This window comes from Neorhizobium sp. T6_25, from assembly GCF_002968555.1.
In the GTDB taxonomy this organism is placed as follows: domain Bacteria; phylum Pseudomonadota; class Alphaproteobacteria; order Rhizobiales; family Rhizobiaceae; genus Neorhizobium.
The window spans coordinates 253,076-272,233 of the sequence record NZ_PVBL01000006.1 but is presented as its reverse complement, the minus strand read 5'-3'; the positions used below and the strand labels follow the sequence as shown (position 1 = coordinate 272,233).

General features: G+C 61.3%; 20 protein-coding genes and 1 tRNA gene. 7 read left to right on the top strand and 14 right to left on the bottom strand.

The window, feature by feature from the left end; translation table 11 throughout:
* The first annotated feature begins 37 nt into the window (after nucleotides 1–37).
* The gene (locus tag C5L10_RS11080) at nucleotides 38–709 is read left to right on the top strand and encodes a DUF2161 domain-containing phosphodiesterase (protein ID WP_105429711.1); all 672 of its coding nucleotides are present in this window, start codon (nucleotides 38–40) and stop codon (nucleotides 707–709) included.
* Nucleotides 710–775: 66 nt separating this feature from the next.
* Here C5L10_RS11080 and C5L10_RS11075 read toward each other — a convergent pair whose 3' ends face one another.
* Together C5L10_RS11075 and C5L10_RS11070 are read right to left on the bottom strand one after the other, a co-directional pair.
* Nucleotides 776–1,099, bottom strand: coding sequence for a hypothetical protein (locus C5L10_RS11075; protein ID WP_105420733.1), 324 nt, complete (start codon nucleotides 1,097–1,099; stop codon nucleotides 776–778).
* A gap of 87 nt (nucleotides 1,100–1,186) precedes the next feature.
* Complete coding sequence (locus C5L10_RS11070; RefSeq protein WP_105429710.1) at nucleotides 1,187–2,050, bottom strand: DMT family transporter; 864 nt, start codon at nucleotides 2,048–2,050, stop codon at nucleotides 1,187–1,189.
* Nucleotides 2,051–2,281: 231 nt separating this feature from the next.
* Between C5L10_RS11070 and C5L10_RS11065 the strand changes: the two genes are divergently transcribed.
* Nucleotides 2,282–3,637 carry a PLP-dependent aminotransferase family protein gene (locus C5L10_RS11065; protein WP_105429743.1) on the top strand — a complete coding sequence of 452 codons (1,356 nt, stop codon included), beginning with the start codon at nucleotides 2,282–2,284 and terminating at the stop codon, nucleotides 3,635–3,637.
* A 46-nt stretch (nucleotides 3,638–3,683) separates the two neighbouring features.
* Here the strand turns inward: C5L10_RS11065 and C5L10_RS11060 are convergent, their stop codons facing one another.
* Nucleotides 3,684–4,727: a GlxA family transcriptional regulator gene (locus C5L10_RS11060; protein WP_105429709.1), complete on the bottom strand. Its 1,044-nt coding sequence runs from the start codon at nucleotides 4,725–4,727 to the stop codon at nucleotides 3,684–3,686.
* A gap of 147 nt (nucleotides 4,728–4,874) precedes the next feature.
* Between C5L10_RS11060 and C5L10_RS11055 the strand changes: the two genes are divergently transcribed.
* The gene (locus tag C5L10_RS11055; protein ID WP_105429708.1) at nucleotides 4,875–5,951 is read left to right on the top strand and encodes a class I SAM-dependent methyltransferase; all 1,077 of its coding nucleotides are present in this window, start codon (nucleotides 4,875–4,877) and stop codon (nucleotides 5,949–5,951) included.
* Nucleotides 5,952–6,044: 93 nt separating this feature from the next.
* Here the strand turns inward: C5L10_RS11055 and C5L10_RS11050 are convergent, their stop codons facing one another.
* From C5L10_RS11050 to C5L10_RS11040, 3 genes are all read right to left on the bottom strand, one after another.
* Complete coding sequence (locus tag C5L10_RS11050; protein WP_105429742.1) at nucleotides 6,045–7,118, bottom strand: GH25 family lysozyme; 1,074 nt, start codon at nucleotides 7,116–7,118, stop codon at nucleotides 6,045–6,047.
* Nucleotides 7,119–7,245: 127 nt separating this feature from the next.
* Complete coding sequence (locus C5L10_RS11045) at nucleotides 7,246–7,800, bottom strand: sugar O-acetyltransferase (protein ID WP_105429707.1); 555 nt, start codon at nucleotides 7,798–7,800, stop codon at nucleotides 7,246–7,248.
* A gap of 23 nt (nucleotides 7,801–7,823) precedes the next feature.
* Nucleotides 7,824–8,309: a GFA family protein gene (locus C5L10_RS11040; RefSeq protein ID WP_105429706.1), complete on the bottom strand. Its 486-nt coding sequence runs from the start codon at nucleotides 8,307–8,309 to the stop codon at nucleotides 7,824–7,826.
* Between the two features lie 137 nt (nucleotides 8,310–8,446).
* Between C5L10_RS11040 and C5L10_RS11035 the strand changes: the two genes are divergently transcribed.
* Nucleotides 8,447–9,316 carry an NAD(P)-dependent oxidoreductase gene (locus tag C5L10_RS11035; RefSeq protein ID WP_105429705.1) on the top strand — a complete coding sequence of 290 codons (870 nt, stop codon included), beginning with the start codon at nucleotides 8,447–8,449 and terminating at the stop codon, nucleotides 9,314–9,316.
* A gap of 34 nt (nucleotides 9,317–9,350) precedes the next feature.
* On the opposite strand, the gene C5L10_RS11030 is transcribed toward C5L10_RS11035, so the two are convergent.
* Nucleotides 9,351–9,800, bottom strand: coding sequence for a DoxX family protein (locus tag C5L10_RS11030; RefSeq protein WP_105429704.1), 450 nt, complete (start codon nucleotides 9,798–9,800; stop codon nucleotides 9,351–9,353).
* A gap of 151 nt (nucleotides 9,801–9,951) precedes the next feature.
* Here C5L10_RS11030 and C5L10_RS11025 point away from each other — a divergent pair, with 151 nt between their 5' ends.
* On the top strand, nucleotides 9,952–10,254 hold the full coding sequence (locus C5L10_RS11025) for a SelT/SelW/SelH family protein (RefSeq protein ID WP_105429703.1): 303 nt from the start codon (nucleotides 9,952–9,954) through the stop codon (nucleotides 10,252–10,254).
* Nucleotides 10,255–10,356: 102 nt separating this feature from the next.
* Nucleotides 10,357–10,443: transfer RNA gene (locus tag C5L10_RS11020), tRNA-Leu, on the top strand.
* A 1,183-nt stretch (nucleotides 10,444–11,626) separates the two neighbouring features.
* Here the strand turns inward: C5L10_RS11020 and C5L10_RS11010 are convergent.
* Entirely contained in the window at nucleotides 11,627–11,971 is a 345-nt protein-coding gene (locus tag C5L10_RS11010; RefSeq protein ID WP_105429701.1) for a hypothetical protein, read from the bottom strand.
* A 325-nt stretch (nucleotides 11,972–12,296) separates the two neighbouring features.
* Entirely contained in the window at nucleotides 12,297–13,487 is a 1,191-nt protein-coding gene (locus C5L10_RS11005) for a LuxR C-terminal-related transcriptional regulator (protein ID WP_105429700.1), read from the bottom strand.
* A gap of 185 nt (nucleotides 13,488–13,672) precedes the next feature.
* Between C5L10_RS11005 and C5L10_RS11000 the strand changes: the two genes are divergently transcribed.
* Nucleotides 13,673–14,734 (top strand): helix-turn-helix domain-containing protein, encoded by a 1,062-nt coding sequence (locus C5L10_RS11000; protein ID WP_172716993.1) that lies wholly within the window; start codon nucleotides 13,673–13,675, stop codon nucleotides 14,732–14,734.
* Nucleotides 14,735–15,017: 283 nt separating this feature from the next.
* Here the strand turns inward: C5L10_RS11000 and ehuA are convergent, their stop codons facing one another.
* From ehuA to doeB, 5 genes are read right to left on the bottom strand one after another with little or no spacing between them, the layout of a single operon-like run.
* Nucleotides 15,018–15,800: an ectoine/hydroxyectoine ABC transporter ATP-binding protein EhuA gene (gene ehuA, locus C5L10_RS10995; RefSeq protein ID WP_105429698.1), complete on the bottom strand. Its 783-nt coding sequence runs from the start codon at nucleotides 15,798–15,800 to the stop codon at nucleotides 15,018–15,020.
* A complete protein-coding gene (gene ehuD / locus C5L10_RS10990) occupies nucleotides 15,797–16,489 on the bottom strand; it encodes an ectoine/hydroxyectoine ABC transporter permease subunit EhuD (RefSeq protein WP_105429697.1) in 693 nt (230 codons plus the stop codon). The genes ehuA and ehuD overlap by 4 nt, the downstream gene beginning before the upstream one ends.
* A gap of 13 nt (nucleotides 16,490–16,502) precedes the next feature.
* Complete coding sequence (ehuC, locus tag C5L10_RS10985; protein WP_105429696.1) at nucleotides 16,503–17,168, bottom strand: ectoine/hydroxyectoine ABC transporter permease subunit EhuC; 666 nt, start codon at nucleotides 17,166–17,168, stop codon at nucleotides 16,503–16,505.
* A 58-nt stretch (nucleotides 17,169–17,226) separates the two neighbouring features.
* The gene (ehuB, locus tag C5L10_RS10980; protein WP_105429695.1) at nucleotides 17,227–18,078 is read right to left on the bottom strand and encodes an ectoine/hydroxyectoine ABC transporter substrate-binding protein EhuB; all 852 of its coding nucleotides are present in this window, start codon (nucleotides 18,076–18,078) and stop codon (nucleotides 17,227–17,229) included.
* A gap of 59 nt (nucleotides 18,079–18,137) precedes the next feature.
* On the bottom strand, nucleotides 18,138–19,154 hold the full coding sequence (gene doeB / locus C5L10_RS10975; protein ID WP_105429694.1) for a N(2)-acetyl-L-2,4-diaminobutanoate deacetylase DoeB: 1,017 nt from the start codon (nucleotides 19,152–19,154) through the stop codon (nucleotides 18,138–18,140).
* Nucleotides 19,155–19,158: the final 4 nt, after the last annotated feature.

Here is a 19,158-nt window from a genome sequence, read left to right as displayed (position 1 = left end):
ATAGTCTCCACCCACTGATTCACCGCCGCCGGACCACATGGAAACCTCGCTTTATCTTCCCGTCAAAACCTTCCTCGAAAGCTTCGGATACGAGGTGAAGGGGGAGGTGAGCGGCTGCGATCTGGTGGGGTTGAGCGAGACGGATCCGCCGGTCGTGGTGATCTGCGAGCTGAAGCTCACCTTCAATCTCGAACTGATCCTGCAGGCGGTCGACCGGGCCGGGGTTTCGGACGAGGTGTGGATCGCTGCGCGGGTTTCCGCCAAGGGCAGGGGACGCGAGGCGGACAAGCGGTATCGCGATCTCTGCCGCCGGCTCGGGATCGGCATGCTTTGCGTTTCGGACCAGGGTGAGGTCAGCGTGCTGGTCAGTTCGGTCTCGCCGATGCCGCGCACCAACCCGAAACGGCGCACGCGGCTGGTCAAGGAACATCGCAAGCGCAAAGGCGATCCGGCCGTCGGCGGCAGCACCAAGGTACCGGTCATGACCGCCTATCGTCAGCAGGCGCTCGCCTGTGCCTCGGCGCTGAGCGGCGGTCCGCTTCGGCCGCGCGACATGAGGCAGGCGGCGCCTACCGCCGGCACGATCCTGCGCGCCAATTATTACGGCTGGTTCGAGCGCATCGACAAGGGCGTCTATGGGCTCACCGAGGTCGGGCGGCAGGCGCTGCAGCGCTGGCCGCAGCCGGCGCCGGGCGAGATCGAGCTTTGATCGCACCAACAGAAAAGCCGCCCGCTTCGAAAGCGGGCGGCTTAGTTGATCTCTCGAGCGCGAGGCTTACGGCTGCGTGCCGGTGCCGCCAGTCGCGCCGCCAGCCGGCGGAGTTGCCGGAGTGGCATTGTTAGCCGGCGGAGCTGCCGGGGTCATCGGAGCCGGTGCGGGTGACGACGTGGAGTTGTCGGTTACCGGCGGGTTGGTCGAAGACGTAGTCTGCGGGTCGGTCGAAGAACCGCCCATCTGCGACCACACGAAAGCGCCGACCAGGATGACCGCGATCACGGCTACCCACGGTACCCACGAAGAGGTGCTACTCCGGACTTCAGTGGCCCGGAGGTCCGGATCACGGGTCTCGAACTTTCTGTCATTGGGATCAAAAGTCATGATTGCTTCCTCCTTCTGCAGCCGGATAATGCCTCGGTCCGCGTTTGGTTCCCGAATTCGTGAACGACGCAAGCAGGTCGTGCCGAATTAACGTGCAAATCTTTTGGCGCCTGCCACGCAGGCAACCACCGCAAGCGTTGCAGCGAACATGCCGACACTGACCTTTTCGCCGAGAAGCGCGGCGGCCAGAACTAGGCCGAAAAAGGGCTGAAGAAGCTGCAACTGGCTTACCCCGGCAATGCCGCCGAGTGCCAGGCCGCGATACCAGAAGATGAATCCGATCAGCATGCTGAACAGCGAGACATAGCCAAGACCGAACCAGGACGTGCTGTCGAGATCGGGCAAGGAGACAGGCATCGCGGCGATCGACAGGGCCAGCATCACAGGCAGGGAAAGTGCCAGCGCCCAGGAGATGACCTGCCATCCGCCGAGTTTGCGCGACAGGCTGGCGCCTTCCGCATAACCGAGCCCGCAGGCGATGATCGCCCCCAGCATCAGCAGATCGCCGACCGAGGAAGCGGCCTCTTCCTGGAACAGCGCGAAGCCGGCGACGATGGCGCTGCCGAGGCAGGAGAACAACCAGAAGACGGCCTTCGGGCGTTCGCCGCCCCTCAGCACCCCGAAGATCGCCGTCGACAACGGCAGCAGGCCGACGAACACGATGGAGTGAGCCGAGGTGATATGTTTCAGTGCCAGCGCCGTCAGCAGCGGAAAACCGATGACGACGCCGAGCGAGACGATGGCGAGCGGCAGGAGATCGGCCGGGGACGGGCGTTTTTCGCGGAAGGCCAACAGCAGGCCTATGGCGAGCAGCCCGGCGATCGTGGCCCGCGCCACGGTCAGGAACAGCGGATCGAAATCCGCAACGGCAATGCGGGTAGCGGGAAGCGACCCGCTGAAGATCAAAACGCCAACGAAACCGCTGATCCAGCCGCTTGTCGTGTTGTTCATCGAAAGTCTCCTCATTCCCAAGCTTGCCCTTGAACGCCTCCCTTGGACGTTAACGCCTCCCTTGGACGTTCATCGCCGGCATTTCTCGGGTATTTTCCCGCTATCGGCCGGAAGCGATGGCGGCACCAGAGACAATGCGATACAATCTCGAGAAACTGTTATGGTTTGTGGAGCAGTACAGTGGATGCAAGGGCGCAACAGAAGGGCGGCGGCCAGCGTATCGGGGCCGTCATGGCTGAGATCCGCAGTCGCATCGCCGGCCGCGGACTGGTGCCCGGGGCACGGCTTCCTTCGGTGCGTGCGTTCGCCAAGGCGATGCATGTCTCCGCCTCGACCGTAGTGGAGGCCTATGAGCGACTGGCCGCGGAAGGGTTGATCCGCTCCCGGCCGGGGTCGGGTTTCTACGTCTCGAGCCCGCTGGCACCGCTGTCGCTCTCCCAGATCGGCCCAAAGCTCGACCGGGCAATCGATCCGTTCTGGGTGTCGCGCCAGGCGCTGGAGGATGGCGACCTGTTGAAGCCCGGCTGCGGTTGGCTGCCGTCCTCCTGGATGCCGGAGGCGGCGATCCGAAGGGCCTTGCGCAGCATGTCGCGCAGCGAGGACCGGGTCCTGTCGGACTACGGCACGCCGCTTGGCTCGCCGCAGCTGCGGCAACTTCTCTCCCGCCGGATGGGGGAGCACGGTATACCAGCGGCTCCGGACCAGATTATCCTCACCGAATCCGGCACTCACGCGATCGACCTTCTCTGCCGTTTTCTGATCGAGCCGGGCGATGCGGTCCTGGTCGACGATCCCTGTTACTTCAATTTCCACGCACTACTGCGTGCGCATCGCGCAAAAGTCGTCGGCGTGCCGATGACACCGGCCGGGCCGGATGTCGAGGCGTTCGGAAAGGCGATCGAGGAGCACAAGCCGCGGCTCTACATCACCAATTCGGCGATCCACAATCCGACCGGCGCGACGCTTTCGCCGGTTGTGGCGCATCGGCTCCTGAAACTGGCCGACCGGGCCGGGCTGACGGTCATCGAGGACGACATCTTCGCCGATCTGGAGCACGAGCCGGCGCCGCGTCTGGCTGCCTTCGACGGTCTCGACCGGGTGGTGCATATCGGCAGCTTTTCGAAGACGCTGTCGGCTTCGGTACGCTGCGGCTTCATCGCCGCCAAGCGGGAATGGATCGAGGGTCTGGTCGACCTGAAGATCGCCACGAGCTTCGCCGCGGGCCGGCTGTCCTCCGAGCTCGTATTGCTGCTGTTGACCGATGGCAGCTACCGGAAACATCTGGAAGAACTGCGCGTCAGGCTGTCCCGGGCAATGGAGGCGACGACGGGGCGTCTTGCAACGCTCGGCATCACGCCCTGGCTGCAGCCGCGCGCCGGCCTGTTTCTCTGGTGCAGGCTTCCGCACGGGATAGAGGCGGCGGATGTGGCGCGCGCCTGCCTTGCCGACAATATCGTGCTGGCGCCCGGCAACGCATTCAGTCTTTCCCAGAGCGCCGGCAGCTTCCTGCGCTTCAACGTGGCGCAGTCGGAGGATGAGAGGATATTCCGCAGCCTCGGACGGGCGCTCGACGCCCTGGGTCAATGACGGCCTGGGTCATATTGGGTTGATTGCTGCCGGCCGGGTTCAGTGGTCAGGTATTCTTGTCCGTGCGCGCAAACTCCGGAATTTGGAAACGCCGCCGGTAGCCGCCGGGTGCCAGGCCCGTGACGCGCTTGAACAGACGGCGAAAGAAGGCGGGCTCTTCATAACCGACCTGCCAGCTGATCTCGTCGATCGAAGCTTCCGTCCCCTCCAGCCGGCGCTTGGCCTCCTCGATCCTCAGGCGCTGCACGTAGGCGATCGGGCTGACGCCTGCTGCGGCCGTGAACCGCCGCTTGAAGGTGCGTTCGGTAAGACCAGCCCGCAGGATCATCTCCTCGAGCGGGTTTGCCACGGAAAAGTGGGTTGCGACCCAATCCTGTGCCGCTTGGATCGCCGTGTCGCCATGGTCCTTGCGGCCTTCGAAGACGATATAAGGGGCGAGCCCGTCCTGATGCCATTGCAGCGCGAAGAAGCGCGCAATCGATCGGGCGGCCGCGGCGCCCATATGGCGCGCGATGAGGTAGAGAACGAGATCATGCCAGGTCATCGAGGCGCCCGAACTGATCAGCTCTTCGCGCCGTCCGGAAACCACCAGCACCCGTTCGGGATGGATCGGCACCTGCGGAAAGGCGGCCGCGAAGGCATTTGCATAACCGAAATGCACGGTCGCATCGGCGCCGTCGAAGAGGCCGGTCTCGGCCAGCAGGAAAATGCCCGAACAGGCCGAACATATCAGCGCGCCGCCCGCATGCATCCGGCTTACCCAGTCGACCAGCTCCGGGTAGCGACCTTTCCGCCAGCCGTCGGGCCTCAGCAGGATCGACGGAACGATGACGATATCGGTTGTCTCAAGCGTGGCGATGCTGCGCTGGACGGTGACCGGCACAAGGCTCGCGAGCGTCAGCGGCCCGGCCTCTATGCCCACGATCTGCACGTCGAACGGGCGGGTTATCGCAACGTCCGGCGGCGGCAGGACGGAAAAGGCGTTCATCACGTCGAAGACGCCGCTCAGCGTCGAGACCACGGCATCGGGAATGGCCACCAGGCTCACATGCAGCGGCTTCAAACTTGTCCCGGTCGTCTTGCGCGGCATAACGGTCCCCCATGATCAAATCCGTACCCCGAGCCTGAGAATGGCGCAAACGGCCCGATTGTGGATTTTCCCGCTCTGCCCGAACCGGGTCGGACCTGCGATCCTTTGCCATCATCAACTTCCGATGAAGGAACAGGAGAGAGCAATATGGACTACGTCAAGACAAACGAGATCGATCCGGCCAAGCTGGACGCGATCGTTTCCCGCGCCATCGGCGATCTATCGGCGGGGTACGGAGGCGTCATGGTCAGTATAGGCCACCGTCTCGGCCTTTATAAGGCGATGGCCGGGGCCGGACCGCTCAGTGCCCACGAGCTGGCGACCCGTACCGGCTGCGCCGAACGTTATATCCGCGAGTGGCTGAATTCGCAGGTTGCCGGCGGTTATGTTCTGTTTCATGCCGTCAGCGACAGTTTCGAACTTACCCCGGAACAGGCGCTGGTGCTTGCCAACGAGGATAGCCCGGTCTTCCTCGCCGCCGCCTGGGGCGTGCCGGCTTCCATGTGGTCGGACGAGGAAAAGGCGCTGGAGGCCTTTCGCAAGGGTTCCGGCATTGCTTGGGGCGACCATGACGGCCGGCTTTATTGCGGCGTCGCCTCGCTCTATCGCAATGCCTACAAGGCAAGCCTGGTCCCGGAATGGCTGCCGGCGCTCGATGGTGTGGTCGACAAGCTGAAGGCCGGCGCCTCGGTGGCGGATGTCGGCTGCGGCCATGGTCACTCCACGGTGCTGATGGCGCAGGCTTTCCCGGCTTCGCGTTTCCGTGGCTTCGATACGCATCGGGTATCCCTCGACGAAGGCCGCAAGATCGCCGCAGAAGCGGGCGTCAGCGGACGGGTCGCGTTCGAGACGGCGCGCGCCGAAAACTATCCCGGCAAAGGCTATGACCTGATCTGCTTCTTCGATTGCCTGCATGACATGGGCGACCCGTTGGCCGCAGCCCGGCATGCGGCGAGAACGCTTGCGCCGGATGGTACGGTGATGCTCGTCGAGCCCTTCGCCAACGACTGCGTCGACGACAACATCTCGCCCGTCGCCCGTATGTATTACGCGGCATCGACGACAATCTGCTGCGCCCATGCGATTTCCGACGGCGGCCACATGGTGCTCGGCGCGCAAGCCGGCGAAGCACGGCTGCGGGAGATTTTCTACAAGGCCGGCTTCACCCGCTTCCGACGGGCGATGGCAACGCCGTTCAACCTCGTCCTCGAGGCGCGGCTGTAATCCGGCCGCATTGACCTAACCTCCAAGGGAGTGCGCGGGGCCGGTTTCACAGGCCCTGCGCGCTTGTTCTTTCGCCGGCCTCGTTGTCGGCGTTCAGTTCTGTGCGATCGTCGTGCGCGGCGAGGCCCAGTTATGCCACTGCTCTTCCGAGCCGTGGAAGACGTTGAGGTCGATCTTGCCGGCGACGCCGTGCGACAAGCCGGAGCCGGAATATTGCCAGAACAGCCACCGGCGGCCCGGATAGACCTTGGAAGGATGCTGGGCGACGGCGCGCAGCCAGAACGGATAGTTGAGCAGTTCGCCCGACAGGTTGTCCTCGTAGAAATCCGGCGCCGTGTAGATGATCGGCCGTTGGCCGTAATAGCGCTCCAGCTTGTCCATGAAGACCTGCATCTTTTCGAGCACCCGGGCGCGGGAGAGTTTCGCCTTGCAACTCGACTCCCCGTTCCATTCGACGTCGATCACCGGCGGCAGCGCGTCCGGATCGCGGGGCACGTTGCGGATGAACCAGTCGGCCTGTTCGCCGGCAGTGCGGCACCAGTAGAAGAAATGGTAGGCGCCGCGCCGGATGCCCGCCTCCTTGGCTCTTCGCCAATTGGTCCTGAACATCGGATCGAGATGGTCGCCGCCATCGGTGGCCTTGATATAGGCGAAGTTGGCGCCCTGGGTGCGAAGCTTCGCCCAGTCGATGTCGCCCTGCCAGCGCGACACGTCGACCCCGTGCACCGGGTAACTTCTCGGCGAAACCCTGCCGAAATTGATCGGCTTGGCATCGCGGAACTGGCGGCTGTAGATCTGCAGGCGCCCCCTGCGGGGCACGGTTTCCAGCGCCGGCTGGTCGGGCACCAGCATGGCGACCGGCCGCTCGGCCGGAAGCGGCATGCCGACCGTCGTTTCCCGCACGAAGGCCTGCGGTGCCGGCATCGCGCCGTTCCAGGTGATATCCTGCTGCTGCGGCAAGGTCTGCTGCTGGGGTGCTTGCGGCGTGCCGATCCGCGCGGTCTTGCCGACACCGACCGACGGGACGGGGGCGGTGGGTAGATCGACCGAGCCTGTTTTTTCTTGGGTTGCGACGCCGGCGACCAGCTCGTCCGGACCGGATGCCGAGGCGCAGCCCGCCAAGGCAAGGCAGGTGACGAGGAGTGCTGGCACAGCCATAAAACGCATTTTGAAACCCATACGCAAGACAACAAAGACGGCCGCCCCCGCCGTCGATAAACCCCGACAGGAATTGCTAACGGAAAATTACCAAAAAATGCTGAATCCAATCTTTACGCGCGGAGATGTTCTGAAATCAGTCGCGGCGCGTGATCGACCGCGCCGGATTTCCCACGACCGTGGCGCCCGGCGGCACGTCCCGCGTGACGACGGAACCCGCCCCGACGATCGCCCCGTCGCCGACCGTGATGCCACCTAAAATGATGGCGCCGCCGCCAATCCAGACGTCGTCGCCAATGCTGATCGGGCGCCCGATCTCAAGACCTTTGGCGCGCAGGGCGGGGTCGCGGTGGTGATCGGCGCAATAGAGCTGGACGCCCGGCCCCAGCATCGAACGGGCACCGATTGTGACGGGTGCGGTGTCGAGGATCGTGCAGCCGGCATTCAGATAGACGCCTTGCCCAAGGACGACGTTGAAGCCGTAGGCGCAGTGAAAGGGCGCTTCCAGAAACGCGTCGGGCGCTGCGCCAAATAGCACCCGCAGGGCAGGCGCCATCGCACCCCGCTCGGCGGGCGACATGGTATTATGCGCATGCACGGCCCTCCGCGCCTTCTCCCGCAGCGCGTCGAGTTCCGGATCGAGGCAGCAATACCACTCCCCGGCCGCCATCTTTTCGCGTTCGCTCGCCATCCCGTCTCGTGACCCTTCGCGCTTCAGCGTTCCGCCTCGGCCTTGACCCGGGCGGCCTCTCGCCGTGCGAGGCTTTCGGGCGGCCACATCCTCTTCGTACTATAATATTCTTCGAAGACGTTAGCGCCTTCCGGCAGGCCCACCCAGCCGACCTTCGAGCGGGTGAATATATGCACGTCCGGCGAGAATTCGGAGCGCCTTTCGAGTGTCTGGACCCGGACGAACAGCATCCATCGGCGCCGGCCGTAATCGCTCCAGACCGCTGTCTGGCATTGCGGGCAGCGGTAGATATCGTGGGGAAGGCCGCTATCGGTCTTCATAGCCACTGCGACCGGCTGGCTCTGCGTGATTTCCACCCGGTCGGCTTCGATCAGCGCATTGATCGCCAAGGCGCCGCCCGTCTGCTGCTGGCAGTCGGTGCAATGGCAGCAATGGATGAACATCGGCCGCCCATGCATGCGATACCGCACTTTGCCGCAGAAGCAGCCGCCCTCGAATATTTCGCTCATCTTCCGTCCGGGCTCCCTCGGTTTACGCATGTCGAATATGAAATATTCCTCAACCCTCCCGCAATGCAAAATGAAGAAGACGAGGCCGGCATGTTCTGCTTTAACTCCGGCAGCAACGATATGAGCAGGATCAGCGCATGACGAAAGAACGGGTTGGCATCGTCGGCCTCGGCCGGATGGGCAGCGCCATGGCCAAGCGCCTTGCGGCGCAAGGATTTGCGGTGGCCGGGTGGACGCGCAGCGGTCTTACGCCCGAGACGGCCACGGCGCTTGGGATCGCCGCCTCAGTCGACCTGGCTGAACTTCTTCATGTTTCGGATATCGTCATCCTGGCACTGCTCGACGATGCAGCGGTGCACGCGATGCTCGGTGAGCTCACCGCCGCCGATCTTACCGGCAAAATGATCGTTGATACCAGCACCGTCAGTCCGGAGACGCTGCGCGCCCACCACGATGCGATGGGCAAGGCGGGTGCGGCGCTTCTCGACGCGCCGATCTCCGGCGGACCGGAAATGCTGCTGGCGGGCACGGTCGGCCTTTATATCGGGGGCGCGGAAAAGGATTTTCAGCGTTTCCTGCCGGTCGCCGAAGTTCTTTCCAACCGTATTCACCACGTCGGCAAGCTGGGCGATGGCGCGTCCGCCAAGCTCGTCAACAACATGATGCTGATGGGGCTGTGGCAAATCATGAAGGAAGCCGTCGAGCTTGGTGGCAAGGCGGGGCTCGGGCGCGACAAGATGATCGAGATCCTGTCAGGCAGCCCGGCCGCGAGCCCGGCCATGCGGTCCCGGCTTCCGGTTATACTGGGCGAGACCGAGGCGGTCGGCTTTCCGGTCTCCGGCGTGCTGAAGGACATGGGGGTGGTTCTCGATCTTGCCCGCGGCCTTGGCGTCGCAACGCCGGCCATTAAGGCGGCACGCGCCAGCTTCGAAAATACAGCGGCGCTTGGGTTTGCCGAGGCCGATCTCGGCACAGTCGTGCGGCTGGCGCTCGAAGGAAAAGGCTGAGCCCCCGGGGAGAGGCTCAGCCCTATTTGCGAGGTCAGAACGTCCGGCCGAGGCGGGCGTCGACCGATTGACTATTGCCGCCGCGCAGGGCGAAGAACAGGAAGATCGCTGCCCACAGAATGGATTTTTCCGCACCGGCGAGACCCTGGTTCTGTGCGATGCCGTGGAAATAGACGGTGACCAGAAGCACGATCATCGCCGCAAAGGAGGCCGGGCGGGTGAAAAGGCCGATGGTAACGAGGATGCCGCCGAAAAATTCCGTGGCGGCGAGCAGCGGCGACCAGAAGACGCCAGGATAGAAGCCGAGGCTTTCCACCATGCCGGCTGCGCCGAACGGGTTGGTGATCTTGCCGAAACCGTGGGTGACCAGCAGCACGCCGGCCGTCACGCGCAGGATCGTCTCGACGATCTCATGGGCGGAGGTGTAAACGGGGGCGAGCGCGGGAATGATCAGGCGGGAGCGGGTGGTGGATTGAAGAGCCATGGGACCTCTTTTTATGAAAACGACGCGACTGTCGTTGGTGTTGCCCAAATTGACGTTCGCGCCCTTTCTGTCGAGATGCGTGCGTTCAAAAACTTGACCATTCCAGTTGACATTATTGTGAGACCGAATTGACTAGGGTAGAAGGCGAAACATGATGGAAAAACCGCGCATCACGATTCTCTATTGCACGCAGTGCAATTGGCTGCTCAGGGCCGGCTGGATGGCCCAGGAGCTGTTGCAGACCTTTGGCGACGCGCTCGGCGAAGTGGCGCTGATCCCGGGCACCGGCGGCAATTTCGAGATTCAGGTGAATGGCGAACTCATCTGGGAACGCAAGCGGGACGGCGGGTTTCCCGCGCCCAAGGAGCTGAAGCAGCGGGTGCGCGACATGATCGACCCGGACCGCGACCTTGGCCATCTGGACCGCAAGGCGAAGGAAGACGGCGAGAGCTGAGGCCGTCCGTGACAGAACCGTGAAGGTTTTTCGGCGACGGGCGCGGAAACTTCAAAAAGCCAGTTGACAGGGGAAGGTCACACCCGTACATGGCTCTCCGTCGCCCAGATGGCGGAATTGGTAGACGCGCCAGCTTCAGGTGCTGGTACCCGAAAGGGTGTGGAGGTTCGAGTCCTCTTCTGGGCACCATTCCATTTTCGAGCATTGATTTTGCTCGGTTTTTTGCCTGTTTGCCCCAGGTTCTCCAACTCAGTTTGGTGTGGGCAAATGTCATCGGTGGTTTGTTCCGATCTCAATGTATGGATGGCCCTGCCGTGAGCTTTTGGGCTCCGGTCAACGCTTGGAAACCCGCGCGGGCTGCATCTTCCTGGACGGCGTCTTGCTGGAACAGTGGCCGCTCGAAAGGCGGATCGGACTCCCCAGCAACCGGGCTATTCATCGACCCTCACTTACGCTCGCGGCCAATTCATCGATCAACGCGATTGCCCGTTCCAGGCAAATTGCAGCGCCTTCGCCGGCGGTGGAGCGCGGCCAGTAGATCCCGAAGTCCATTGCGGCGTGGCCTCCGGGTGCTGTAATCACTGCGTGATGATCATTTCGGCTGCAGATCGCGACGCGGTACCCGCGGTATTCCTTGACGTGTATGGGCATCCGTCGTTTCTCTCGCTTCGATTGGCCTTGATGATCTACTTCTGGCGGATTTTGCTGCCTCAGCGGCGGCTTGGTATGATCCACCGTTTGCTACGGTACTGCCGGCGCACCCACATGCCTTTTGCTGCGCCCCGGCACGGTCCTGTGACCTTTCCCCACGGTCTGCAGGCCCCGAATCCTGCCCGCATGTCGCGCCATCAAAAGACCCGCGCAGGGGTTTCCCTGCGCGGGTATCATCCTAAAGCTAAGGTTGGGACCAGGCATTTAGGATTTCCGAGCCTGCTCAGCCTCGACCAGACCGCAATTTCTCAACTTTCATCTCAGCGACATCAGAGTGCTCAGCAGGCGAGTATCAACCTCGAATTCCGGGCCTGAATGGATCAGAGACCTGTCAATGCCGGCGTCCTTCAGCTGATCATCGCTCAGTGTCCGAAAGCGTGTCCGACATCGATGGTCTCCCGAAAGTTCTTTGCACTGGAGCGATGCTAAGCGATCCGCTGGTGTTGTTGCGTCATCGGAACCAACGATGCGGGCACAGATTTTTGGGCGGCACGGCTATCACGGTGCCGAGAGACGCCAATTTTGCAGTGCGCCCTGCGGGTGAGACCAGATCAGGCTGGTTTTCGGCCGAATGCTGAGAGCGGCGGCGATTTGCCCGCGAGCTCTGATGAAGGAGAACGGCATTGGCATCCTGTCCTATGAACATCCGCTTGACGGGTTTCTAGCGCTTAGCCGATGCCACAGGTCGGAGATCGAGAATGCTGTCGTAGAGCGCCTGCGCCTCGCGGATGCGCCCCTCCGAGCAAACCGAACGCGCGCGCAGTTGCATCAATGCGGCCTTGTGCAGCCGATCCGCAGGCAGGTCCGCGGCCGCCCCATGATCCTCGATCAGGGTGATGACAGTGATATCCTTAAGCGCACACTCGCGGGCAAAGTGCCCCGTCTGCATTTGCGTCTTTGCATCGATCGTCGATGCGAGGTAGGCGCCTGCGAGCAAAAAGCTGCAGAAAAGCGCTCGCGCCCCTTTTTCTCGAATGCCTGGCCGATCAAAGATACTTCGTTTCATCGCTAATCTCCTTGTCCTGGTTGGCGTGACCCGTTCAGCATTGAAATGAGCCACCCCTCGATCGCCGTTCGGGCAGTTGCGGATTTTAGCCAGGTTGCTGGTACCCGCATCATCGGAACCAACGATGCGGGGTGCCAATTCTTACGTCTCGGCCATCAAGGGCCGGCTTGATGGGATGGCCGGTGGACACGTGGTGGTGGCTGAGCGGTTTTCGAGCTGAAGCGTCGCTATCGTCGTTGATGGCGGACAGGCGAATAACGGCCCGCGAACACAAGACGGCGCGAGCGATGCAGTCTGGACGGTTGGAGACGTACGTCCTCGGAATTTAACAAACGGCATGTTGCGAAGCCCGGATCGGTGGCGTCGAGTTGTGCAGCAACTGCAGGAGCTCAGCCTGCCGGGACGTGCTTGTCTTGGAGAAGATATGCTTGAGATGGGTGCGCACGGTCGCCTCTCTGATGCCGAGCAGGTCAGCCGCCTCTTTCCCACCCAATCCCTGGGCTAATGCCAGCAGCACGCGAAGCTCGCTGCCGGTCAGCCGGTGAAGTCTCGCAAAGGCTTCACCGGGCATGAGCGGTGCCTGGACAGGATCCTGCATGAACACGGCACACGATGCTGCAAACTGCCCAACGGTGTTGCGGCGCTGACCGCTCTTGACCGGAAGAAAGGTCGCAACATAACCGGTGCCCTGGGCATCCGGGATGGCCAGGGAGTATGCCGTCATGTCGATATCGACGTCGTCACGTCCGGCCTGTTCAATCGCCCTAGACAGTACTGCACGGGCCGTCTGATCAATAGGATAAAGTCGGTTGTTGACGATGCGAATGGATTTGCCCATTCGCGTCTGACGCTCGGCGGCATCGTTCATATAAACGACGCGGCCATCGCGTGCTGTGAGGTAAACACCTGCGACGAGTGAATCGAGCGTCCGTTCGAGCATCTCTGAATTCAGCGTTTTAATATCGAGCGCGTCAGAGATTGCGAGGGCGCGGCAGACATGCGGTGAGAGAAGCTTGAATAGATCGATATCGCGCTTTTGATAGTGCTCGGCCTCCCCGCTTCGGGAGACGTGCATGGAGGCAATCCGACTCTCGGTCCGCAAAGCAGGGAACCAGATGATATCCCGGATTCCAAAAGGCTTCAGTACGTCGCAAAAGAACCTGGTTTCGAGCAATTCAAAGGGGGCCATCGAGAGTGTGCTGACGTCGCCAATGGTGGACACGATATCCGCCGCTGCCATCGGGCTCTGTGCGTAGTGCGATCTCATTTTCTCCAGGAACTCCGGCCGATATCCGAAAACAAACAGCTGGTCGTTCTGTGTGTGTTTGAGGTCGTGGACACAAATCCCGCCCGCCGAGCTTTCACAGAGATTGGATATACTCCGGCACGCACCCGGCCATTGGTGCGGATCAAGAGCGCAATCGTAGATCGCTCCGATCGTATCCGATAGCGACTGCGCCAAGATCCCATCTAAGGTAACCGCGTTATGAGAGGGGATGGGATTGTATTGCAGCATTATTTATGTAGCCTCTGAAGGGAATTTCGTTAAGAAGAATAGCTCTGGTTGAATACTGTATATCCAAGACGGCGGCGATGACGATTGTGGTGGCGACTGGGTTTAGTCGCCGAGTTTGTCCGCACGTTGCCGATTCTGTCTAAGTTGGCGGGCAATCCACACGGATGGCGAGGGGAGTTAGTGATATGGCAGCCTCTTTCATGAATCCCGCGCTGCTAAGGATGTTTGATGTCGTCCGTGCGAGTGATCCCGACGATCTCAGCGGCACGATGCGCGTGACCGAACGGGTTGTGCGGTCGAGCCGCGTCTACACTTACCAACTGCGGGATCGTGCGCTTTGGCGCATGCGGTTCGACCGGCCGATCTTCACACTCGCTACGCGAGGCGCCGGCTCTCTTCTGGCAAGTTACGCCGATAGCAGTTTTGCGACCGACGTCTCCGTCGATGGTGACGAAGGAGATCTATTTTGTTTCACGACAATGCTCGCAGGCCATATGAGACTGGTACGAGAGGGAAAATCTACGACGGCCAGTAACCATGTCGGACTCGCCTGGAGACCCGATCCGAGCACTCGGCTATTGATTGGCGAGGACAACGCGCGAACGAACGTCTTCTTCAAGGTGACGGATTTGGAGAGTGCTCTCGAACACATGCTCGATGACAACTTGCGCCAGCCACTTGTCTTTGAAACTCATCTCGATTGGAGCACCGGGCTGGCAGCAAGCCTGAAACGTCAGCTTGATTTTGTTATCCAGGAGTTTCAGCAGGAGGACGGCGTGGCAAGCAGCCCGGTCGCGCTTGCATCCGTCACAGACCTGCTTGTCTCGTTGGTCCTTCGCGGCGCCACTCACAACTATACTGATCGGCTGGCTACTGCAGCCGGGAGCGCAGTTCCGGCCTATGTTCGGCGAGCGGAGGACTTCATGCGCGCTCATAGTGCACAGCCTATTCGCATGTCGCATGTCGCCGCGGCGGCTGGATGCAGTTTGCGAACGTTGACCACCGTGTTCCACCATTTCCGTGGTACAACGCCCTTGGGGATGTTGCACTCTATCCGGCTTGATCTGGCGCGTGCTGAGCTCGCGTCCGGTGCATCCGGCGCTTCGGTCAGCACGATCGCCCGCCGATACGGTTTCACCAACACGGCACGGTTCGCCACCTCTTTTCGACGCCGGTTCGGCACGACACCCACCGAAATGGCGCGGCGTGCGTCCATCCGGGGCACGCTTACTCTGCCGATCGCCTAGTGCGGGTTTTCACGTGTGGCGGGACTGTCGGATGCAATTGCCGCAAGACCAGACATTCGCGAACGAACATGCGAAGCGCTGACCAGAGCATCCCTTCGCTTACGTCCTTGATCCTATCGAGCAGGGCGTGAAAGTGAAGTAGTGGGCGAAGTATCCTGACCGGATGCTAACGAATATATGGATTGCGACCCATAGGGGCCGTTGGTTCCAATCCTTTCAATAGCTTCTTTCCAGCGGTTTTTCCAAGCCTTCCACTCCGGTCTCCCTCCGCTGGGTCTCCTGCTTACCCCAGAACCGATGACAGAAATTCGCGCGTCCTCTCCATTCGCGGCGCGCCGAATATCTCTTCAGGTGCACCCTGTTCGCAGATCCGTCCCTTATCGAAAAAGCAGACCCGATCGGACACCTCTCGGGCAAAACGCATCTCATGGGTAACCATCAGCATGGTGAGATCATGTTCATGCGCCAGGGCGCGGATGACCGAAAGCACTTCGCCCACCAGTTGCGGATCAAGCGCAGATGTCGGTTCATCGAAAAGCAGAACCCGTGGGCGCATCGCAAGCGCACGGGCAATAGCTACACGCTGCTGCTGCCCGCCGGAAAGCTGGACCGGATAGTGGTCCTTCTTGTCCGCGAGCCCCACCATCTGCAGCAGGTCCAGCGCACGCGCTTCGGCTTCCGCGCGCGCCATTCCCAATACCCGCACCGGCGCTTCGACAACATTGCGAAGCACCGTCATATGGGGAAAGAGATTGAAGCTCTGGAAGACCATGCCGACATGATTGCGGATCTGGCGCAGGTGTCTTTCCGATGCCTGGAACCGGCCCTTGCCGCCCTGCTCGTGGTAGGACGTGCCAGCAAGCGTCAGCTTGCCTTCCTGGAACGGTTCCAGTGTCATAAGAATGCGCAGGACCGTCGATTTGCCGGAGCCTGACGGTCCGATGAGCGTGACTTTTTCGCCTTTCGCGACGCAGAAATTGAAGTGGTCGAGCACTGTCAGAATCCCGAAGCGTTTGGTGACATCGGAAAATTCGATGATGGGCGGCGGATCGATATTGTCGGTCATCGCAAGGGTATTCCTGCCTTTGGAAGAGCTTTGTGCAAACGGTGGAGGCCTGCTGAGCAGATCAGGGTCAGCAGAAGGAAGATCAGACCGACAAGCGTCAGCGGCACGAGATATTCGAAGGTGCGTTCGCCGATCATGTTGGCAAGCCCCATCATCTCAAGAACGGTGACCACCGAAAGAACCGGGGTTTCCTTGATCATGGCCACGAGATAGTTGCCCATCGCAGGGACTATTCGCGGAACGGCCTGGGGCAGGATGATATCGCGATAGGCCTGCATGCGTGTCATATTGAGCGCGGTTGCCGCTTCCCATTGCCCGTGATGCACCGCTTCGATGCCGCCGCGATAGACCTCCGACGTGTAGGCCGCGTATTGCAGACCAAGCGCCAGTGCACCGGTCAGAAAGGCGGGGAGCACGATACCGAAATCGGGCAGCACGTAGTAGAGGAAGAACAGCTGCACCAAAAGCGGCGTATCGCGCAGGAACTCAACGACAACGGCGGTCGTCCACGAGATCACCTTGACGCGGCTTCGGCGCAAGAGGGCAAACACCAGGCCGAGCACCAGTGCAATCGCGAACCCAGCGGCTGCAGCCTTCAACGTGACGGTCAAACCAATCAGAATGATTGGCAGGATCGAGGCCGTGTAGGTAACCCAGGTTGTCGTGTCCCATTCGTAACCATACATCACGGCGGTAAGATCCTCACGAATGAGCCGAGCGAGAGAAGACATCGCCGCGCCGCACGAAATGCTCGATCACACGCACGGCTGCCATCAGGACGAGCGACATGGCGAAGTAGCATACGAGCGTGATCGAATAGATGCTTGCGCTGTCGAGCGTGATGTTGCGAATGGATTGGGCCGCGAAGGTGAGATCGGCGATCGAGATCAACGACACCAGCGAGGACAGCTTCAGCGTTTCGATGGCGAGGTTTCCGAAGGCCGGCATCATTTCGACGATGGCTTGTGGCAGCGAAATGCGAAAGAGGGTCTGGGCACGGTTGAAATTCAATGCCCGGGCGGCCTCCAGCTGCTGCACGGAGACCGATGCGAGGGCCCCTCGAACGATTTCGGCCCCATAGCCGCCGACATGGGCGGCCAATACCAGAATGCCGGTGGTGATCGGATCGAAGCTCAGACCGACCAGTGGCAGCGCGTAATAGAACCAGAACAGCTGAACGAACAGCGAGGTCCCACGAAATACCTCCGTGTAACAGAGCGCGACGGCCGACAAAATCGGTCCTCCCTCGACGCGCAAGATGCCGAAAACGAAGGCGAGCACCGCGCCGCAGACGATCGCTGCCAAAGTGATCGTCATCGTCACGGTAGCGCCTTGCCAAAGCATCGGCAGGTAGGCTGTCCAGCTCATCTGGCAATCTCTCCGAATGAAAGCGGGTAGCGCCCGGTCCGGGACCGGGCGCTTTTTGTTACTTCCCGGAGCAGAGATCGGCGACTTTCTTCTCCGCTGCTGCCGCAATGCTCTGTTCCGACAGGCCATACTTCATCAGGGTCTTCTTGTAGCCATCCGTCTTTCGGAACGCGATGAGCGCAGTGTTGAACGCGTCGCGCAATTCCTTGTCTTCCGGGCGGAAGGCAAAGCCGCCATAGTTGCGGACGGGTGCGCCCTTGACGATCGGGTCCTTGAACGGCGCAACCTGCTCGACATTGGCCTGTCCCTTGGCGAGTTCGGAAACGGTCAACTCGGTCGCCGCATAGGCATCGACCCGGCTCTGCACGGTGGGGATCGCATCGGCATTCGCCGGAATGAAGACGATCTGTTCGTCCTTGACGCCGACGGCGCGCAGGAAGTCGACATTGTTTGCACCGGAAACCACGGCAACTTTCAAGGATGGGTCTTTTGCAATGTCGCCATAGGTCGTCAGGCGCTTCGGATTGCCCTTCTTGACCAGCAGTCCCTCACCGTAGGACGAGTTGGGCTCGGTAAAGGCGACCTGCTTGCAGCGCTCGGGGGATATGTTCTGCTCTGCGGCGGCAAAATCGAAGCGACGAGCCTTGAGACCTGGAATGAGCGTGCCGAAGGGCGTTACGGTCCAGTTGACCTCCTCAATGCCCATGGACTTTAAAACGGCATTGGCGACGTCGGGGCCGATACCGGCAGAAGTGCCGTCCGGCTGCATATACGAGTAGGGTACCTCGTTGGCCGTCGCGGCACGGATAAATCCCTGTTTTTTGGCTTCTTCGACGGTCAGTGCGGTCGCCGACGTGACGCCGATGCAGAGCGCAAGGGCGGAAAGGCAAATGGTTTTCGAGATGCGCATTCGAATTCTCCTCTGGTTAAGGTTCTTCTGGTCCGTTTTCGGATCTCAGATGGTTGCGTTTATTTGATCTTCTCCGTGATCGTCGCGATGACGGAAAGGCAGTCGCCGGCCTTGATGAGGCCGGGCACGTGGCGAGCCGCCAGAACGCCATTGATGGCAGCGCGGCAGTGGATCGGCGCAACACCGGTCTTTCCAACCGGGTAGATGCTGGCGATGATATCGCCGGTAATGATCGGATCGCCGAGATCGTGCGCGAACGCTACCAGTCCGTCATCTTCAGCGAATGTGAAGCAATCGCTTGACGGCATATCGAGCCAGCGGGTCGGCTGGGTACATGGCGCACCCTCCAGGATACCGACGTGGCGCAGGAGGTTGAGACTGCCCTTTCGTGCGATCTCGATCGTTCTTGCGCTGGCAGTGCCCGCACCGCCGAGCTCGGTGGTGACGAAGACCTTGCCCAGTTCCTCGACCGTCGTATCCAGCATGCCGACCGCATCGATCTCCAGCATCTTCATCGAGTAGGGCGCAGCGAAAGCCGCAACGGCATCAAAACAACGCGCCTCCTGATCCTTGTCAGGCAGCTCGTGTGCTGCTGCATAGGGAAGAAAGTCGAGCGTCTTGCCGCCCGAATGGAAGTCGAGCACGATGTCGGCGAGCGGTACCAGATTGCGTGTGACATAGTCCGCGATCTTTTCCGTCACCGTTCCATCCGGGCGACCCGGAAAACTACGGTTCAGATTTCCGCGATCGATCGGCGACGTGCGGGTTCCGGCGCGAAATGCGGGATAATTGAGCGCCGGCACGATGATGATGCGCCCACTCACCTGCGAGGGATCCAGCGTCCGTGCCAGTTCAAAGAGGGCCGCCGGACCTTCATACTCGTCGCCATGATTGGCACCGGTGAGGAGGGCGGTCGGGCCTTCGCCGTTGGAGATGACACAGACCGGGATCATAACCGAACCCCAGGCGCTGTCGTCACGGCTGTGAGGCAGTCGCAGATGCCCGTGCTGCACGCCCTTCCCGTCGAAATCGACGGTCGGCGTTATCGGCGAGGGGCGGGGCGCACTCGTCAGCATGGCC